The sequence below is a fragment of the Pseudomonas sp. zjy_15 genome, from assembly GCF_043101865.1.
Taxonomy (GTDB): domain Bacteria; phylum Pseudomonadota; class Gammaproteobacteria; order Pseudomonadales; family Pseudomonadaceae; genus Aquipseudomonas; species Aquipseudomonas putida_Y.
Window position 1 is genome coordinate 21604 of sequence record NZ_JBICII010000070.1, and the last position, 14532, is coordinate 36135.

Genomic DNA, 14532 nt, shown 5'->3' on the forward strand with positions numbered 1-14532 from the left:
CACCGGGCCCGGCGCATAACCACGCAACAAACATAGGGAATAGAGGTTCCGGAGGGGTTGGGCTGAGCCGACCGGCGGCTCGCCGTTGCGCGGGTGTTGCCTGTGAGACCGAGTGTCGCTCGATCTTGCAGTCGATGAATATGCCGCGCCAAGCCCCGAGGTCAGTTGAAGATCAGTTGCGCAGCCACCGCAAACATCATCACTGCCACCATCAGGTCGAGCATGCGCCAGGTCGCCGGCCGCGCCAGCCACGGTGCCAGCCACGCCGCGCCAATGGCCAGGGTCGAGAACCACAGCAGCGAAGCGCTGGCCGCCCCGGCCACGTAGGCGCCAGGGGCGGACTGTTGGGCGCCCAGCGAGCCGATCAGCAACACCGTGTCGAGGTACACGTGCGGGTTCAGCAGGGTCACCGCCAGGGCGCTGAGCAGCACGGCGCGACGTGAGCGAACGCCCTGGCCTTGCTGGTGCTGCAGGCTCTGCTTGGAGCAGGCGCTACGCAGCGCCTTGGCGCCGTACCAGATCAGGAACACCGCGCCGCCCCAGCGGGCAATCGCCAGCAAGGTCGGATTATGTGCCAGCACGGTGGCCAGGCCGAATACCCCGGCGGCCACGAGGATGGCATCACAGACGATGCACAGTGCTGCCACCGGCAGATGATGCTCACGACGCAGGCTCTGGGCGAGGACGAAGGCGTTCTGGGCGCCGATGGCCATGATCAGGCCGAAGGCCACCAGCATGCCATTGAGATAGCTTTGCCACATGGCAGGGCTCTCCAAAAAGGGTCACGGAAGATGCTGGCCATTGTGATGTTCGGCGCTGTATAAGAAAAACAAATAAAGCTGATCACCCATTAGGAAAATCGATGTTCGACTACAAGCTGCTGGCTGCCCTTGCGGCAGTGATCGAACAAGGCGGTTTCGAGCGTGCAGCGCAGGTACTGGGCTTGTCGCAGTCGGCCATTTCCCAGCGCATCAAGTTGCTTGAGGCGCGGGTCGGCCAGCCGGTACTGGTGCGTGCCACGCCGCCCGGCACGACCGAAGTCGGCCGCCAGCTACTCAACCATGTGCAGCAGGTGCGCCTGCTCGAGCGCGACCTGCAGCGCCAGGTACCGGCGCTGGACGAAGAGGGCATGCCGGAGCGCCTGCGCATCGCCCTCAACGCCGATAGCCTGGCCACCTGGTGGGCCGGCGCGGTGGGCAACTTCTGCGCACAACAGAACGTGCTGACCGACCTGGTGGTTGAGGACCAGGAAGTGGGCCTTAAACGCATGCGTGCCGGCGAAGTGGCAGCCTGCCTGTGTGGGAGTGAGCGGCCGGTAGCCGGCGCACGCAGTTTGCCCCTGGGGGCCATGCGCTACCGGGCGCTGGCCAGTCCCGTGTTCATGGCGCGGCACTTCCCCCAAGGTTTTGTCGCCAGCCGCTTGGCCCGTACCCCGGCGATCGTGTACGGCCCGGACGATTTTCTGCAGCATCGCTACCTGGCATCGCTGGGCATAGAGGGTGGTTTCCTGCACCACCTGTGCCCTTCATCCGAAGGCTTCCTGCGCATGACCGAGGCTGGGTTGGGGTGGGGCCTGGTGCCCGAACTGCAGGCCCGGGAGCAACTGGCCAGTGGGCAATTGGTGGAAATCTGTCGCGATACCCCCATCGATGTACCGCTGTACTGGCATCATTGGCGCAATGGCGGGCAATTGCTCGCGCAATTGACCGACCACCTGCGGCACACCGCACAACATTGGCTGGTGCCCTTGTAGCCATGGCTGGCGTCAGTTGCATCTGAAATCTGGCAAGACGGAGTGTTACATGCGAATTCTGGTCACCGGCGCGAGTGGCTTCATTGGCGGGCGCTTTGCGCGTTTCGCCCTGGAGCAAGGCCTGGACGTGCGCGTCAGCGGCCGCCGTGCCGAAGGGGTCGAGCACCTGGTCAAGCGTGGCGCACAGTTCATCCCGGGCGACCTGGGTGACGCCGAGCTGGCCCGGCGTTTGTGCCAGGGTGTCGAAGCCGTGGTGCACTGCGCTGGCGCGGTGGGGAACTGGGGGCGCTATCAGGATTTCTACCAGGGCAACGTGGTGGTGACCGAGAACGTGGTCGAGGGCTGCCTGAAGGAGCATGTGCGGCGCCTGGTGCATCTGTCTTCGCCGTCGATCTATTTCAATGGCCGTTCGCGTCTGGACATCCGTGAAGACCAGGTGCCGCGTCGCTTCCACGATCACTATGGGCAAACCAAGTACCTGGCCGAGCAGAAAGTGTTCGGTGCCCAGGAGTTCGGCCTAGAAGTGCTGGCGCTGCGTCCGCGCTTCGTCACCGGCGCTGGCGATGCCAGTATCTTCCCGCGGCTGATGCAGATGCAGCGCAAAGGGCGTGTGGCGATCATCGGTAATGGCCTGAACAAGGTCGATTTCACCAGTGTCCACAACCTCAACGAGGCGCTGCTGAGTGCATTGTTCGCTGATGACCGGGCGCTGGGCCAGGCTTACAACATAAGCAACGGCCAGCCACTGCCGCTGTGGGACGTGGTCAACTACGTGATGCGCCAGATGCAGCTTCCCCAGGTGACCCGCTACCGTTCCTATGGCCTTGCCTACAGCCTGGCCGCGCTGAACGAGGCGGCCTGCATGTTATGGCCAGGGCGTCCGCAACCGACCTTGTCGCGCCTTGGAATGCAGGTGATGAGCCGTGATTTCACCCTGGATATCAGCCGTGCCCGGCAGTACCTGGGCTATGAGCCCAAGGTCAGCCTGTGGACGGCGGTGGATGAATTCTGTGGCTGGTGGAAGCATTTGCCGCCCGGCTGATAATGGTCATCAATGCACCCCGTTGGCGGTTTATACTCGTGCCTCTTTGTGACTACCGCGGTTGAATCTCTACATGCGTAACCATGCTCACGATGACTTCGATGACGTGCCTGCCTTGCGTGCGGGCACCGTTGATGATGACGAACTGATACCGGCGCATGTGATGCGCAGCCGCCAGAAAGCCACCCGCGGGGCCAGCACGGCGCCGTTGTGGGCTTTGATCGGTGCCTCGTTCATCGCGTTGGCGGGCCTGGGCTGGTGGAGCTTCCAGCAGATCTCGCTGATGGAGCAGCAACTGGTGGCGACCCAGGAAAGCTTTGCCCGCATCAGTGAGGAGGCGGCTGGGCGACTTCAGGCGATCAGTGGCAAAGTGGCGGCCAGCGAGTCAGGCGCCACTACCAGCACTGAGGCATTGAAGCTGCAGCTGCGCCAGTTGCAGAAGGGTGTTGCCGGACAGACCGGCGACCTGGGCAAGCGTCTGGAGCAGGTGCTGGCCGATACCCGAGAACAGCAGAAGGCCGTGACCGAGCTGCAAAGCCAGTTGCAGGCGCAGTTGAAGCTGGTGAATGGTGAGCTGGCGGCGCTGCGTTCGGGCCAGGTCGATGGTGGCAAGCTTGATGCCCAGTTGAAGAGCCTGAACGAGCAGGTTGCCGCGCTGAAGGCTGCGCAGGTGGATGGCGGCAAGCTGGACGGCCAGCTCAAGAGTTTGGGTGGCGAGGTGGCCGCGTTGAAGAAGCAGGGTAACCCGAGTGCGGCTATCCAGAGCCTGGAGCAGGACATGGTCGTGCTCAAGAGCCAGATCGACAACCGCCCGGCTGCGGCGTCCTCCAGTGGTGCTTCGGTGAAGGAGTTCGATGCCTTCCGTGCGCAGATGACGCGTAACCTGAATACGCTGCAGAGCCAGATTCAGAACCTGCAGCAACAGATCAACGCCCGTCCGTGACATCAGCTGAGCCTTGTTCGCGGGCACGATCGCTCCCACAGGATCAAGAACAGCTTTCAAGCTTTTCGCTGTACCGGTGGGAGCGGGCGTGCCCGCGAATGGCCCTCGATCACAACCGCGGATAATCGATGTAACCCACCGGCCCCTTGCCATAGAAGGTTTCGGGGTGTGCCTCGTTCAACGGTGCATCCGCTGCCAGCCGTGCCGGCAGGTCGGGGTTGGCGATGAATGGCACTCCAAACGCCACGGCATCCGCTTTGCCACTGGCCAAGGCCGCATTGGCACTGGCCTTGTCGAACCGCTCGTTGACGATGTACGGGCCACCGAATGCCTCTTTGATCAGCGGCCCGATGCTGTCGTCGGCTTCCCGCTCCCGTGAGCAGATGAAGGCGATGCCGCGTTTGCCCAGCTCTCGGGCCACATAGGTGAAGGTCTCGGCGCGGTCGGCGTCGCCCATGTCGTGGGCGTCGGTACGCGGTGCCAGGTGCACACCTACGCGCTGCGCGCCCCACACTTCAATGGCCGCATCGGTCACCTCCAGCAACAGGCGCGCGCGGTTTTCCAGCGAGCCACCGTAACGGTCGGTGCGCTGGTTGGTGCTGCTTTGCAGGAACTGGTCGAGCAGGTAACCGTTGGCGCCATGGATCTCCACACCATCGAAACCGGCAGCCTTGGCATTTTCGGCACCACTGCGGTAGGCCTCGACGATGTCGTTGATTTCTTCGGTTTCCAGCGCCCGCGGGGTAGGGTAGTCACTCAGTGGGCGCACCAGGCTCACATGGCCCTTGGGCTGGATCGCGCTGGGGGCCACAGGCAGTTCGCCATTCAGATAGCTGGGGTGGGAGATACGACCCACGTGCCACAGTTGCAGGAAGATGCGACCGCCCGCGGCATGCACGGCCTTTGTCACGTTGTTCCAGCCACGTACCTGTTCATCGTTCCAGATGCCGGGGGTATCTGGGTAGCCGACGCCCATGGGGCTGACCGAAGTCGCCTCGCTGAGGATCAGCCCGGCGCTGGCACGTTGTACGTAGTATTCGGCCATCAGCGCATTGGGCACGCGGCCTTCATCGGCGCGGCAGCGGGTCAGCGGGGCCATGATGATACGGTTGGGCAGTTGCAGGTCGCCCAGTTTGATCGGATCGAAAAGCGTGGTCATAGCGGTTACCTGCCTTGTCAAAGTGCTTGGCGCAGTTGTTCGAGAAACGCCTGGATGGTGGCTTCGTCGCGTTTGAAGAAGTGCCATTGGCCGATCTTCTGGCTGCTGATAAGCCCGGCGCGCTGCAACGTGGCCAGGTGGGCAGAGACGGTCGACTGCGACAGGCCGCAGCGTTGGTCGATTTGCCCGGCACACACACCGTTTTCGGTGCTGTGGTACTGGTCTGGGAACTGGGTTGCCGGGTCTTTCAGCCAGCTGAGAATTTCTCGCCTGACCGGGTGGGCCAGTGCTTTTATGATTTCGTCGAGATCGAGTGGCATGGTTTGAGGTTCGCTGTAGCGGTATATCGCGATAGGACGAAATATAATTCGCTGTATTTCGATATACAAATACGAAGGCGTTCTGAGCTGAGCACGAATCGATATATCGCGTTATAACGATATGTCGGGCGGCGGTGCTAGACTGCGCTCATGAACTACCTCGCACACTTGCACCTGGGCGGCCCGGCGCCGCAACAATTGCTTGGCAGCCTTTACGGCGACTTTGTCAAAGGCTCGTTGGAAGGGCGCTTTCCGCCTGCGCTGGAGGCGGCCATCCGGCTGCACCGGCATATCGACAGTTACACTGACCAGCACCCGTTGGTGCTGGCGGCTCTGGCACGTTTTCCGCGCGAGCGGCGGCGCTTTGCCGGCATCGTCCTGGATGTGTTTTTCGACCATTGCCTGGCACGGCATTGGAGCCATTACGCCGAGCAGCCGCTGGAGCAGTTCACTGGCGCGTTTTATCGGGTACTGCTGGCAGAGCCCGAGCTGCCTGGGCGGTTGGCGCGGATTGCGCCGTTCATGGCAGCGGATGACTGGCTCGGGGCGTATGGCGATTTTGCCACTCTGGAGCAGGTGTTCAACGGTATTGCCCGACGTTTGTCGCGGCCAGAGGGGATGGTTGGGGTGATGGTGGAACTGGAGCGGCTGTATGAGCCGCTGCTGGCGGATTTTCGCGAGTTTTACCCGCAGTTGCAGGCGTTTGCGGCGGTAGGGCGGATGTCTGACCGTTAGAGGTGTGTGGGTGATACTGGCCTCTTCGCGGGTAAACCCGCTCCTACGGGGAATGCGATCGGTGTAGGAGCGGGTTCACCCGCGAAAGGGCCAGAACAGGCCGTGCAAGCATTCAGGCAGCCCGCGCCTGCCGACGTGGCGCCATCTTTACGTCTTCAACCCCGAACAGCGTCAGGTGAATCGCCTGCTGTGCCTGCAACGCCAGCGCTGCACGTTCCTTGCCCACGCTACCTATTGGCTGCAGCAGGTGGATGCACACCTCGCCCCGCGGCAGGGCAAACAGGCGCATCAGGTGGGACACCAGGTCGTCCTCACCAATGAACGGCGCTACCGGGTCGATCTGGCCATCACGCAGGTACTGAACAGCGACTGGCTGCACCGCCACGCCACGGTCGATGGCACCTGCCAGCAGGCGGCCATGAAAGGTGCGCAACGTGCGGCCGCTGGTAGTGGTGCCTTCGGGGAAGATCAACAGCGGACGAGCCAGCCCCAGTTGCCCGGCAATCTGTTCGCGCAGGCGCTGACTGTCGCCACCACCACGGCGAATGAACAGCGTGCCGGCCTTTTCCGCCAGCCAGCCGGCCACCGGCCAGTGACGCACTTCGGCCTTGGACAGGAAAGACAGCGGCGTGAGCATGCCAAGCAGGGGAATGTCGGTCCAGGAAACATGATTGCTGACCCACAGCATCGGCCGCTGTGGAAGTTCGCCAACTACCTTCACGTCGAAGGGCAGGGCGGCGACCAGGCGTTTCATGAACAGACAGGTCCAGCGCTGGCGCCGTTCGATCGGCGCCTTGAAGCCCAGGCGCTCACCCAAGGCGATAATGCTGGCCATCAGCATGCCCTGCGCCAGCACCAGCAGCAGTCGGATGAGGCGGGCCAGTACCCGCAACTTCGGCATCAGACCGCCGCCTTGAAGTGGCGGGCGTAGCGTGGGCACAGCTCGTCGCGTTTGAGCAGGATGAACACGTCGGCCACCTGGAAATCTTCGTCCCAGCATGGCTCGCCACAAATTTTCGCCCCCAGGCGCATGTAGGCCTTGAGCAGCGGTGGCATTTCGGCAATGACGTTATTGGGCAAGGCCAGTTTCGGCAGCGGGTTTTTCGGCTCGGCACGCAGGTGTTCGGTGCACAGGTAACGCTCACGCAGGCGCTGCATCACTGCATGGGCCTGCACGCCGCCGTCCTGCATGGGGATACTGGCGCAGCCCATCAGATAGCTGTAGCGGCCCTCGTTGAGCACCTCGGCCAGTTCGCCCCAGAGCACGGCGATGGTGCCGCCGTTGCGGTAGTCGGGGGCCACGCAGGTACGGCCCAGCTCGAGGATCGGGCCTTGCAGCTGCAACAGGCCGTGCAGGCTGAACTCTTCTTCGCTGTAGAACCGGCCCAGGCTGCTGGCAGCCTGGTGATCGAGCAGGCGGGTGGTGGCAACCAGTTCGCCGGTGCTCAGGTCGCGTACACCAATGTGGCGGCAGTGCACGTCGTAGTCGTCCATGTCCAGGCCTTGCTCGGCACCTTTGAGCTTGGCCTTGAACTCTGCGCTGAATACTGTATAGCGCAGGGCCTGGGCTTCTTGCAGCGCCGCGGCGCCAACCAGGCGTTCGGCTTGCAGACGGCGTTCAGTGCTGTAGTCGCCAGCGGTAGCGATCCGAGTCATTACGAGTCTCCATAAGCCAGCCAAGAAGGGTTGCGGCCGGTCGGCTTTGTTGTGCAAAGTCAGCCTAGGTAGACCCAGTGTCACCCCTGTGAATCTTTGGTGATGCTTGCGTGACAACCCTGAGCCTTAACTGAAAGCCCTCCAGCAAGGAGCTGTTCCATGGCCTGGTTGCAACGACTCAACGATCCGCTTCGCCTCGCGCCGACAGGCACCCTGGGCGAAACCTACGCCGCGCTGCTTGAGCGCCTCGGCACGGTTGCCCCGTTCGAACTGGCGGTACTGGGCGGGCGTGCAATGGCCACCCCGGGCCTGGCCTTCCTGGTGGGTTACCAGGCTGCCCTTCGCGTGCTGTGGCCCAGTGCGCCGCACAGCCTTGGCGCCTTGTGTGCCACCGAGCGGCGCAGCGTGCGGCCGGCAGACATGCACACACGGCTGGACGCTCTGCGGCTGTCGGGTTGCAAAGACTTCGTTACCGCGGGGCTGGAGGCGGAGTGGTTGCTGGTGGCGGCGCGTAGCGAAGCGGCTGGCGCTGCGCCGCAACTGAGCCTGGCGGTGGTTTACCCCGGGGAGCCGGGGGTGACACTGGAGCCATTGCCAACCCTGCCGCTGATGCCGGAAGTCGGTCATGGCCGATTGCTGCTGGAGCAGGCATCGTGCGAGTTGCTGGCCGGTGACGGCTGGGATGCCTATGTGAAGCCGTTCCGTTCGCTGGAGGACTTGTATGTACTCACGGCGCTGACCGCCTGGTTGTATGGCGTGGGGCAGGAGTGCGCCTGGCCGCAGGGGCTGCGCCTGCAGTTGCTCGGGCTGTTGGCCGGCTGTGCCGAGGGGAGCCGGCAGTGTGCCGATAGCATGGGGTGTCACTTGTTGCTGGGCGGGTTGTTTGCGCAGTTCCAGGCGTTGCGGGGGGAGATCGATGCAGCGTTGGCGGCAGGGCCGGTGCATTGGGCGCAAATCTGGCAGCGTGACCAGGGGGTGATGGCGCTGGCGGCGTCGGCGCGGGAGAAGCGGCTGAACAAGGCTTGGGTTGCTGCGGGGTTGTAATGACTGGCTGACACGGGTTTGTATGAACCGATGAGTCGCGGCGTGCTAGTCGGTGGGGGGCGTGCAATGAGGCCGGTACGGGCAGCGGATAACCTGAAAAGACATTCCTTTTATCGCGCTTGATCCCCGCAAATCCCGGCCGTTGACGTATCATTGGCCGCCTGACGGCAACCCCCTCCAGGATCGCTTGCGCATGCTCGCCCTTCTTATCCAGACCCTGAACATCACGGCACCGGTTTTCGCCATGCTGTTCATGGGCGTCCTGCTCAAACGCATACACTTGATCGACGACAACTTCAACCGTGTCGCCTCGCAGCTGGTGTTCAACGTCTGCATGCCGGCGCTGCTGTTTCTCGGCATCTATCACGCCGACCTGGCCGCAGCGGTCAAACCCGGCGTCCTCCTGTATTTCATCGTCGCCACTTTGGCCGGTTTCGCCATTGCCTGGGGCATGGCCATCTGGCGCAGCCCGATGGCCGACCGGGGCATCTATACCCAGGGCGCATTCCGCGGCAACAACGGTGTGATAGGCCTGGCCCTGGCCGCCAGCCTGTACGGTGACTATGGCATCTCCCTGGGGGCGGTGCTCGCAGGCCTGGTCATCCTCATGTACAACTCGCTGTCCGCGGTGGTGCTGGCGGTGTACAGCCCGGACCTCAAGTCCGACCCGTGGAGTATCTGCAAGAGCATTTTCAGCAACCCGCTGATCATCAGCGTGCTGGTGGCCGCTCCCATGGCTTATGGCCAGGTGCCGCTGCCCAACTGGCTGCTGACCTCGGGCGACTACCTGGCGCAGATGACCCTGCCGCTGGCGCTGATCTGTATCGGCGGCACGCTGTCGCTGGCAGCCCTGCGTAACTGTGGTCGGCTGGCCATCGATGCCAGCCTCGTGAAAATGCTCTGGCTGCCGCTGCTCGGTACCCTTGGGGCCTGGTTGTGCGGGTTTCGCGGGGCGGAGCTGGGCATCCTGTTCCTGTACATAGGCAGCCCGACCGCTGCGGCCAGCTACGTGATGGCGAGGGCGGCCAACGGCAATCATGAACTGGCCGCGTCGATCATCGTGATCACCACGCTAATGGCGGCGATCACCACCAACATTGGTATTTTCATCTTGCAGTGGGGCGGATGGATCTAGATCCTTGACTGCAAATAACAGCAACAACACTGCCTCACTGAGCTAAAGGACACTTCATGCAAGACCAGAGCACGCCCGAGCGGTTACAGCGCGGGCTGAAGAATCGCCATATCCAGCTGATCGCGCTGGGCGGGGCCATCGGTACCGGGTTGTTCCTGGGCATTGCCCAGACCATCCAGTTGGCCGGCCCCTCCGTGTTGTTGGGCTACGCCATCGCCGGCCTGATGGCCTTCCTGATCATGCGCCAGCTGGGCGAAATGGTGGTGGAAGAGCCGGTCGCCGGCAGCTTCAGCCACTTCGCCCACCAATACTGGAGCGAGTTTGCCGGCTTTGTCTCAGGCTGGAATTACTGGGTGGTGTACGTGCTGGTCGGCATGGCCGAGCTGACGGCGGTCGGTATCTATGTGCAGTACTGGTGGCCGGACTTCCCTACCTGGGCCACGGCGGCGATCTTCTTCGTGGTGATCAACCTGATCAACCTGACCCAGGTAAAAGTTTATGGCGAGATGGAGTTCTGGTTCGCCCTGGTCAAGGTGGTCGCCATCGTCAGCATGATCGGCTTTGGTGCCTGGTTGCTGGGCAGCGGCCATGGTGGCCCGGATGCCAGCGTGGCCAACCTGTGGCAGTACGGTGGCTTCTTCCCTAACGGTGTCACTGGTCTGGTAATGGCCTTGGCGGTGATCATGTTCTCGTTCGGTGGCCTGGAGTTGGTAGGCATCACGGCTGCCGAAGCCGACAACCCGCGCCAGAGCATCCCCAAGGCCACCAACCAGGTGGTGTACCGCATCCTGATTTTTTACATCGGTGCCTTGGCAGTGCTGTTGTCGCTGTACCCTTGGCAGAAGGTGGTGCAGGGCGGCAGCCCGTTCGTGATGATCTTCCACGAACTGGACAGCGACCTGGTGGCGACCATCCTCAATATCGTGGTGCTGACGGCTGCGCTCTCGGTGTACAACAGCTGTGTGTACGCCAATAGCCGGATGCTGTTCGGCCTGGCCAGCCAGGGCGATGCGCCGCGTCAGTTGCTGAAGGTAAGCCGTAGCGGTGTGCCGCTGACCGCGCTGGGCGTGTCGGCCTTTGCGACCGGCCTGTGCGTGCTGATCAATTACCTGATGCCGGGAGGGGCCTTTGGTTTGCTGATGGCGTTGGCGGTGTCTGCGCTGGTGATCAACTGGGCTAGCATCAGTATTACCCATCTGAAGTTCCGCCAGGCCAAGCTGGCCGCCGGGATCACCCCTTTCTACAAAAGCCTGGGGCACCCACTGACCAACTACCTGTGCCTGGCATTCATCGTGCTGATCCTGGTGGTGATGTACCTGACGCCGCCGATTCGCATCTCGGTAATGCTGATCCCGGCATGGATCGCTGTGCTGTGGGTTGCCTTCAAGTTGAAGAAGGCGCGCCAGGCCAAGGGCTGATCGGGTTTGTTCGTATGGGGTATGCCGTTAAGTTTTCGGCGCCTGTGAGATCGAGCGCCGCCCGCGCGGCGCTTCGCGGGTAAACCCGCTCCTACGTTTGTTTCGGGCCAGTCCGTTCTGTGCCAGGCGCGCGCGACCGCCTTGTTTGTACGACGCGATATCGAGGCATGCGCCAAAGCGAAGCGCCGCGCGGGCGGCGCTCGATCTCACAGGCGATGAAAGCCTAAAGGCATGCGTCTGGCGGCCCTGACGCGTGCCCCTTCCATGCCCCTCAATGCTGCCTCCGCCAGGCGCGCACGGTGGTGTACAGCAACACTGTGGCGAGCACCGGCAGTACATAGAACAGCATCAAGCGCTCCAGGCGGCCAGCCAGCGGCATACCCATGGTAAAAGCCGCCACATGCAGGCCGTAGGCCAGGTACAGGCAAAGAAACACCAGGCCTTCGGCGCGAGTGATGCGGTAACTGGAATAGAACACTGGCAGGCTCAGGACGGCAACGCCGAGCATTACAGGCAGATCGAAAGATAGCGCGTTAGGCGAAATCGACAGTGGCTCCGGGGTGATCAGTGCGGTGAGGCCCAGTACGGCCAGCAGGTTGAACAGGTTGCTGCCGATCACCGTGCCCACGGCGATCTCCCGTTCGCCACGCAAGGCGGCGATCAGCGCAGCGGCCAGTTCCGGCAGGGAGGTGCAGATGGCGACCACCGTCAGGCCGATGATGCGCTCGGACAGGCCCAGGTCGGTGGCCACCTCGATGGCAGCTTCCAGCAGCAAGTGGCCCGCCAGGCTCAGCAGGCCGAGGCCGACCAATACCTGCAACAGCGTACCTGACCAGAAGCGCCCGGCCCCGGACCTGGTGGCGTCCGGGGCCGGGTAGGTGCGTGCATAGTGGCGCGACTGATGCCAGAGCATTGCCAGGTAACCGGCCAGCCCCAGCAATAGCAGTGCCCCTTCAACCCTGCCCAGGCGGGCATTGGCGGACAGTGCATACACCAGTCCGCTGGCGACGATCATCAATGGAATGTCCAGACGCACCAGTTGGCGTGACACCCGCAGCGGAATGATCAGCGCGGCCAGGCCGAGAATGACCAGTACGTTGAAGATATTGCTGCCGATCACGCTGCCTACTGCCACATCCGGCGCGCCTTGGTAGGCAGCCTGCAGGCTTACGGTCAATTGTGGCGCGGTGCTGCCGAAGGCCACCAGGCTCAGGCCTATTATCAGCGGGCGAACGTGCAGGCGCTGCGCCAGGCGCAAAGCGGAGCGCACCAGTAGCTCGGCGCCGCCGACCAGCAACAGCAGGGCAACGCCCATTTGCAGCAGGCTAAAAGTGGGAAGGGTGGCCAGGTCGAAAATGGTCGGACTCCTGTCGCGTCAGTCGCTAAGCCCTTGTACCCGGACGCGCGCTGTTCCGCTACGGAGCATGCCGATTTTTTCTGCTGCTGCGCGAGACAGGTCAATCAGGCGGCCCCGGGTGTGCGGGCCTCGGTCGTTGATGCGAACCACCACACTGCGCCGGTTGGCCATGTTGGTCACCAGTACTCGCGTGCCGAAAGGCAGGCTGCGGTGGGCGGCGGTAAGGCTGTGCTGGTTGAATGGTTCGCCACTGGCAGTGCGTTTGCCGTGGTGGCGCGACCCGTAATAGGACGCGGTACCCGTCCGGTCGTAACCGCGCGGGTCGATGTCATGGCTGGCGCAACCGGCCAGGAAAGAAAACAGGGCGAGGGTGCCGAGGGATCGTTTTAGCAAGTCAGGTGCTCTCCGGTGCGGCCATTCGCGGGTAAACCCGCCCCTACAGGTAAAGCGCTGGCTTGTGTAGGAGCGGTTTTAGCCGCGAACGAGGGCGAAGCCCTCGCAGCATTACAGGGGGAAAATCATCACCCTTCGAGCTTGGCCTTGAGCAATTGGTTCACCTGCCCCGGGTTGGCCTTGCCTTTGGAGGCTTTCATGGCCTGGCCGACGAAGAAGCCGAACATCTTGCCGCGCTTGGCCTCATCGGCTGCACGATACTGTTCGACCTGCTCGGCATTGGCTGCCAGCATTTCGTCGAGCATCTTGTCGATCGCACCTGTATCGGTAACCTGCTTCAGGCCTTTGCTCTCGATGATGCTGTCGGCATCGCCTTCACCGGCGGCCATGGCCTCGAACACGGTCTTGGCAATCTTGCCGCTGATGGTGTTGTCACGAATGCGCAGCAGCATGCCGCCCAGTTGCGCGGCACTGACCGGCGCCTGATCGATTTCGACACCCAGCTTGTTCAGCAGGCTACCCAGTTCGACCATGACCCAGTTGGCCGCCAGCTTGGCATCACCCCCGATTTTCACCACTTCTTCGAAGTAGTCCGCCTGTTCGCGGCTGGAAGCCAAGACATTGGCATCGTAGGCCGACAGGCCGTACTGGCTCTGGAAACGCTCGACCTTCTGGGGTGGCAGCTCCGGCAGGCCGGCGCGGATGGTTTCGAGGAAGCTGTCCTCGATGACCACCGGCAGCAGGTCCGGATCGGGGAAGTAACGGTAGTCGTTGGCTTCCTCTTTGCTGCGCATGGAGCGGGTTTCGTCCTTGTTCGGGTCGTACAGGCGGGTTTCCTGCACCACTTTGCCACCGTCTTCGATCAGGTCGATCTGGCGCTGGATTTCGCTGTTGATCGCGCGCTCGATGAAACGGAACGAGTTGACGTTCTTGATTTCGCAGCGAGTGCCAAACTCGGTCTGGCCTTTCGGGCGGATCGATACGTTGCAGTCGCAGCGCAGCGAACCTTCGGCCATGTTGCCGTCGCAGATGCCCAGGTAGCGCACCAGCGCGTGGATCGCCTTGACGTAGGCGACGGCTTCCTTGGCGCTGCGCATGTCAGGCTCGGAGACGATTTCCAGCAGCGGGGTGCCGGCACGGTTCAGGTCGATGCCGGTGGAACCGCTGAAGTCTTCGTGAAGGCTCTTGCCGGCGTCCTCTTCCAGGTGCGCGCGGGTTACGCCGATGCGCTTGATGGTGCCGTCTTCCAGTGCGATGTCCAGGTGGCCCTTGCCGACGATCGGCAGGTCCATCTGGCTGATCTGGTAGCCCTTGGGCAGGTCCGGGTAGAAGTAGTTCTTGCGTGCGAACACGTTGCGCCTGCCGATCTCGGCATCGATGGCCAGGCCGAACATGCACGCCATGCGCACGGCTTCCTCGTTCAGCACCGGCAGTACGCCGGGCATGCCCAGGTCAACCAGGCTGGCCTGAGTATTCGGCTCGGAGCCAAAGGTGGTAGCGCTGCCGGAGAAGATCTTCGACTGGGTGGCGAGCTGAGTGTGAATTTCCAGCCCGATCACAACTTCCCATTGCATGTG

Annotated in this window: 15 protein-coding genes; 7 read left to right on the plus strand and 8 right to left on the minus strand. The window is 62.8% G+C overall.

Annotated elements, in window-relative coordinates; genetic code table 11:
- Positions 1-161: 161 nt before the first annotated feature.
- On the minus strand, positions 162-761 hold the full coding sequence (locus ACF8EF_RS13350; protein ID WP_003255185.1) for a LysE/ArgO family amino acid transporter: 600 nt from the start codon (positions 759-761) through the stop codon (positions 162-164).
- A gap of 101 nt (positions 762-862) precedes the next feature.
- Between ACF8EF_RS13350 and ACF8EF_RS13355 the strand changes: the two genes are divergently transcribed.
- The 3 genes from ACF8EF_RS13355 to ACF8EF_RS13365 all read left to right on the plus strand — a co-directional run bounded on the left by ACF8EF_RS13355 (position 863) and on the right by ACF8EF_RS13365 (position 3738).
- Complete coding sequence (locus ACF8EF_RS13355) at positions 863-1753, plus strand: LysR family transcriptional regulator ArgP (protein ID WP_176683769.1); 891 nt, start codon at positions 863-865, stop codon at positions 1751-1753.
- 49 nt (positions 1754-1802) lie between these two features.
- Positions 1803-2795, plus strand: coding sequence for an NAD(P)-dependent oxidoreductase (locus ACF8EF_RS13360; RefSeq protein WP_176683768.1), 993 nt, complete (start codon positions 1803-1805; stop codon positions 2793-2795).
- A gap of 73 nt (positions 2796-2868) precedes the next feature.
- The gene (locus ACF8EF_RS13365; RefSeq protein ID WP_176683767.1) at positions 2869-3738 is read left to right on the plus strand and encodes an ATPase; all 870 of its coding nucleotides are present in this window, start codon (positions 2869-2871) and stop codon (positions 3736-3738) included.
- Positions 3739-3847: 109 nt separating this feature from the next.
- Here ACF8EF_RS13365 and ACF8EF_RS13370 read toward each other — a convergent pair whose 3' ends face one another.
- Positions 3848-4897, minus strand: coding sequence for an alkene reductase (locus ACF8EF_RS13370; RefSeq protein ID WP_176683766.1), 1050 nt, complete (start codon positions 4895-4897; stop codon positions 3848-3850).
- A gap of 17 nt (positions 4898-4914) precedes the next feature.
- A complete protein-coding gene (locus ACF8EF_RS13375; protein ID WP_003255178.1) occupies positions 4915-5217 on the minus strand; it encodes a helix-turn-helix transcriptional regulator in 303 nt (100 codons plus the stop codon).
- A gap of 150 nt (positions 5218-5367) precedes the next feature.
- Between ACF8EF_RS13375 and ACF8EF_RS13380 the strand changes: the two genes are divergently transcribed.
- A complete protein-coding gene (locus ACF8EF_RS13380) occupies positions 5368-5952 on the plus strand; it encodes an ACP phosphodiesterase (RefSeq protein WP_176683765.1) in 585 nt (194 codons plus the stop codon).
- Positions 5953-6064: 112 nt separating this feature from the next.
- Here ACF8EF_RS13380 and ACF8EF_RS13385 read toward each other — a convergent pair whose 3' ends face one another.
- Together ACF8EF_RS13385 and olsB are read right to left on the minus strand one after the other, a co-directional pair.
- Positions 6065-6853 carry a lysophospholipid acyltransferase family protein gene (locus ACF8EF_RS13385; RefSeq protein WP_176683764.1) on the minus strand — a complete coding sequence of 263 codons (789 nt, stop codon included), beginning with the start codon at positions 6851-6853 and terminating at the stop codon, positions 6065-6067.
- Complete coding sequence (gene olsB, locus ACF8EF_RS13390; protein ID WP_003255175.1) at positions 6853-7608, minus strand: L-ornithine N(alpha)-acyltransferase; 756 nt, start codon at positions 7606-7608, stop codon at positions 6853-6855. Before olsB ends, ACF8EF_RS13385 begins: the two co-directional genes overlap by 1 nt.
- Positions 7609-7767: 159 nt before the next feature.
- Between olsB and ACF8EF_RS13395 the strand changes: the two genes are divergently transcribed.
- The 3 genes from ACF8EF_RS13395 (at position 7768) to ACF8EF_RS13405 (ending at position 11205) form a co-directional block, all read left to right on the plus strand.
- Entirely contained in the window at positions 7768-8652 is an 885-nt protein-coding gene (locus tag ACF8EF_RS13395) for an acyl-CoA dehydrogenase (protein ID WP_392461934.1), read from the plus strand.
- A gap of 193 nt (positions 8653-8845) precedes the next feature.
- Entirely contained in the window at positions 8846-9787 is a 942-nt protein-coding gene (locus ACF8EF_RS13400; RefSeq protein WP_176683762.1) for an AEC family transporter, read from the plus strand.
- 56 nt (positions 9788-9843) lie between these two features.
- Positions 9844-11205: an amino acid permease gene (locus ACF8EF_RS13405; RefSeq protein ID WP_176683761.1), complete on the plus strand. Its 1362-nt coding sequence runs from the start codon at positions 9844-9846 to the stop codon at positions 11203-11205.
- A 271-nt stretch (positions 11206-11476) separates the two neighbouring features.
- Here ACF8EF_RS13405 and ACF8EF_RS13410 read toward each other — a convergent pair whose 3' ends face one another.
- The 3 genes from ACF8EF_RS13410 to gatB form a co-directional block, all read right to left on the minus strand.
- Positions 11477-12520 carry a calcium/sodium antiporter gene (locus tag ACF8EF_RS13410; RefSeq protein WP_392461936.1) on the minus strand — a complete coding sequence of 348 codons (1044 nt, stop codon included), beginning with the start codon at positions 12518-12520 and terminating at the stop codon, positions 11477-11479.
- 60 nt (positions 12521-12580) lie between these two features.
- Positions 12581-12955, minus strand: coding sequence for a septal ring lytic transglycosylase RlpA family protein (locus ACF8EF_RS13415; protein ID WP_392461937.1), 375 nt, complete (start codon positions 12953-12955; stop codon positions 12581-12583).
- Between the two features lie 128 nt (positions 12956-13083).
- Positions 13084-14529 carry an Asp-tRNA(Asn)/Glu-tRNA(Gln) amidotransferase subunit GatB gene (gatB, locus tag ACF8EF_RS13420; protein ID WP_176683758.1) on the minus strand — a complete coding sequence of 482 codons (1446 nt, stop codon included), beginning with the start codon at positions 14527-14529 and terminating at the stop codon, positions 13084-13086.
- Between the last annotated feature and the right edge of the window lie 3 nt (positions 14530-14532).

Bases quoted from the DNA above. Each gene is read 5' to 3' on its own strand.
- ACF8EF_RS13350 (WP_003255185.1), bottom strand. From the start codon at position 761: ATGTGGCAAAGCTATCTCAATGGCATGCTGGTGGCCTTCGGCCTGATC.
- ACF8EF_RS13355 (WP_176683769.1), top strand. From the start codon at position 863: ATGTTCGACTACAAGCTGCTGGCTGCCCTTGCGGCAGTGATCGAACAA.
- ACF8EF_RS13360 (WP_176683768.1), top strand. From the start codon at position 1,803: ATGCGAATTCTGGTCACCGGCGCGAGTGGCTTCATTGGCGGGCGCTTT.
- ACF8EF_RS13365 (WP_176683767.1), top strand. From the start codon at position 2,869: ATGCGTAACCATGCTCACGATGACTTCGATGACGTGCCTGCCTTGCGT.
- ACF8EF_RS13370 (WP_176683766.1), bottom strand. From the start codon at position 4,897: ATGACCACGCTTTTCGATCCGATCAAACTGGGCGACCTGCAACTGCCC.
- ACF8EF_RS13375 (WP_003255178.1), bottom strand. From the start codon at position 5,217: ATGCCACTCGATCTCGACGAAATCATAAAAGCACTGGCCCACCCGGTC.
- ACF8EF_RS13380 (WP_176683765.1), top strand. From the start codon at position 5,368: ATGAACTACCTCGCACACTTGCACCTGGGCGGCCCGGCGCCGCAACAA.
- ACF8EF_RS13385 (WP_176683764.1), bottom strand. From the start codon at position 6,853: ATGCCGAAGTTGCGGGTACTGGCCCGCCTCATCCGACTGCTGCTGGTG.
- olsB (WP_003255175.1), bottom strand. From the start codon at position 7,608: ATGACTCGGATCGCTACCGCTGGCGACTACAGCACTGAACGCCGTCTG.
- ACF8EF_RS13395 (WP_392461934.1), top strand. From the start codon at position 7,768: ATGGCCTGGTTGCAACGACTCAACGATCCGCTTCGCCTCGCGCCGACA.
- ACF8EF_RS13400 (WP_176683762.1), top strand. From the start codon at position 8,846: ATGCTCGCCCTTCTTATCCAGACCCTGAACATCACGGCACCGGTTTTC.
- ACF8EF_RS13405 (WP_176683761.1), top strand. From the start codon at position 9,844: ATGCAAGACCAGAGCACGCCCGAGCGGTTACAGCGCGGGCTGAAGAAT.
- ACF8EF_RS13410 (WP_392461936.1), bottom strand. From the start codon at position 12,520: ATGGGCGTTGCCCTGCTGTTGCTGGTCGGCGGCGCCGAGCTACTGGTG.
- gatB (WP_176683758.1), bottom strand. From the start codon at position 14,529: ATGCAATGGGAAGTTGTGATCGGGCTGGAAATTCACACTCAGCTCGCC.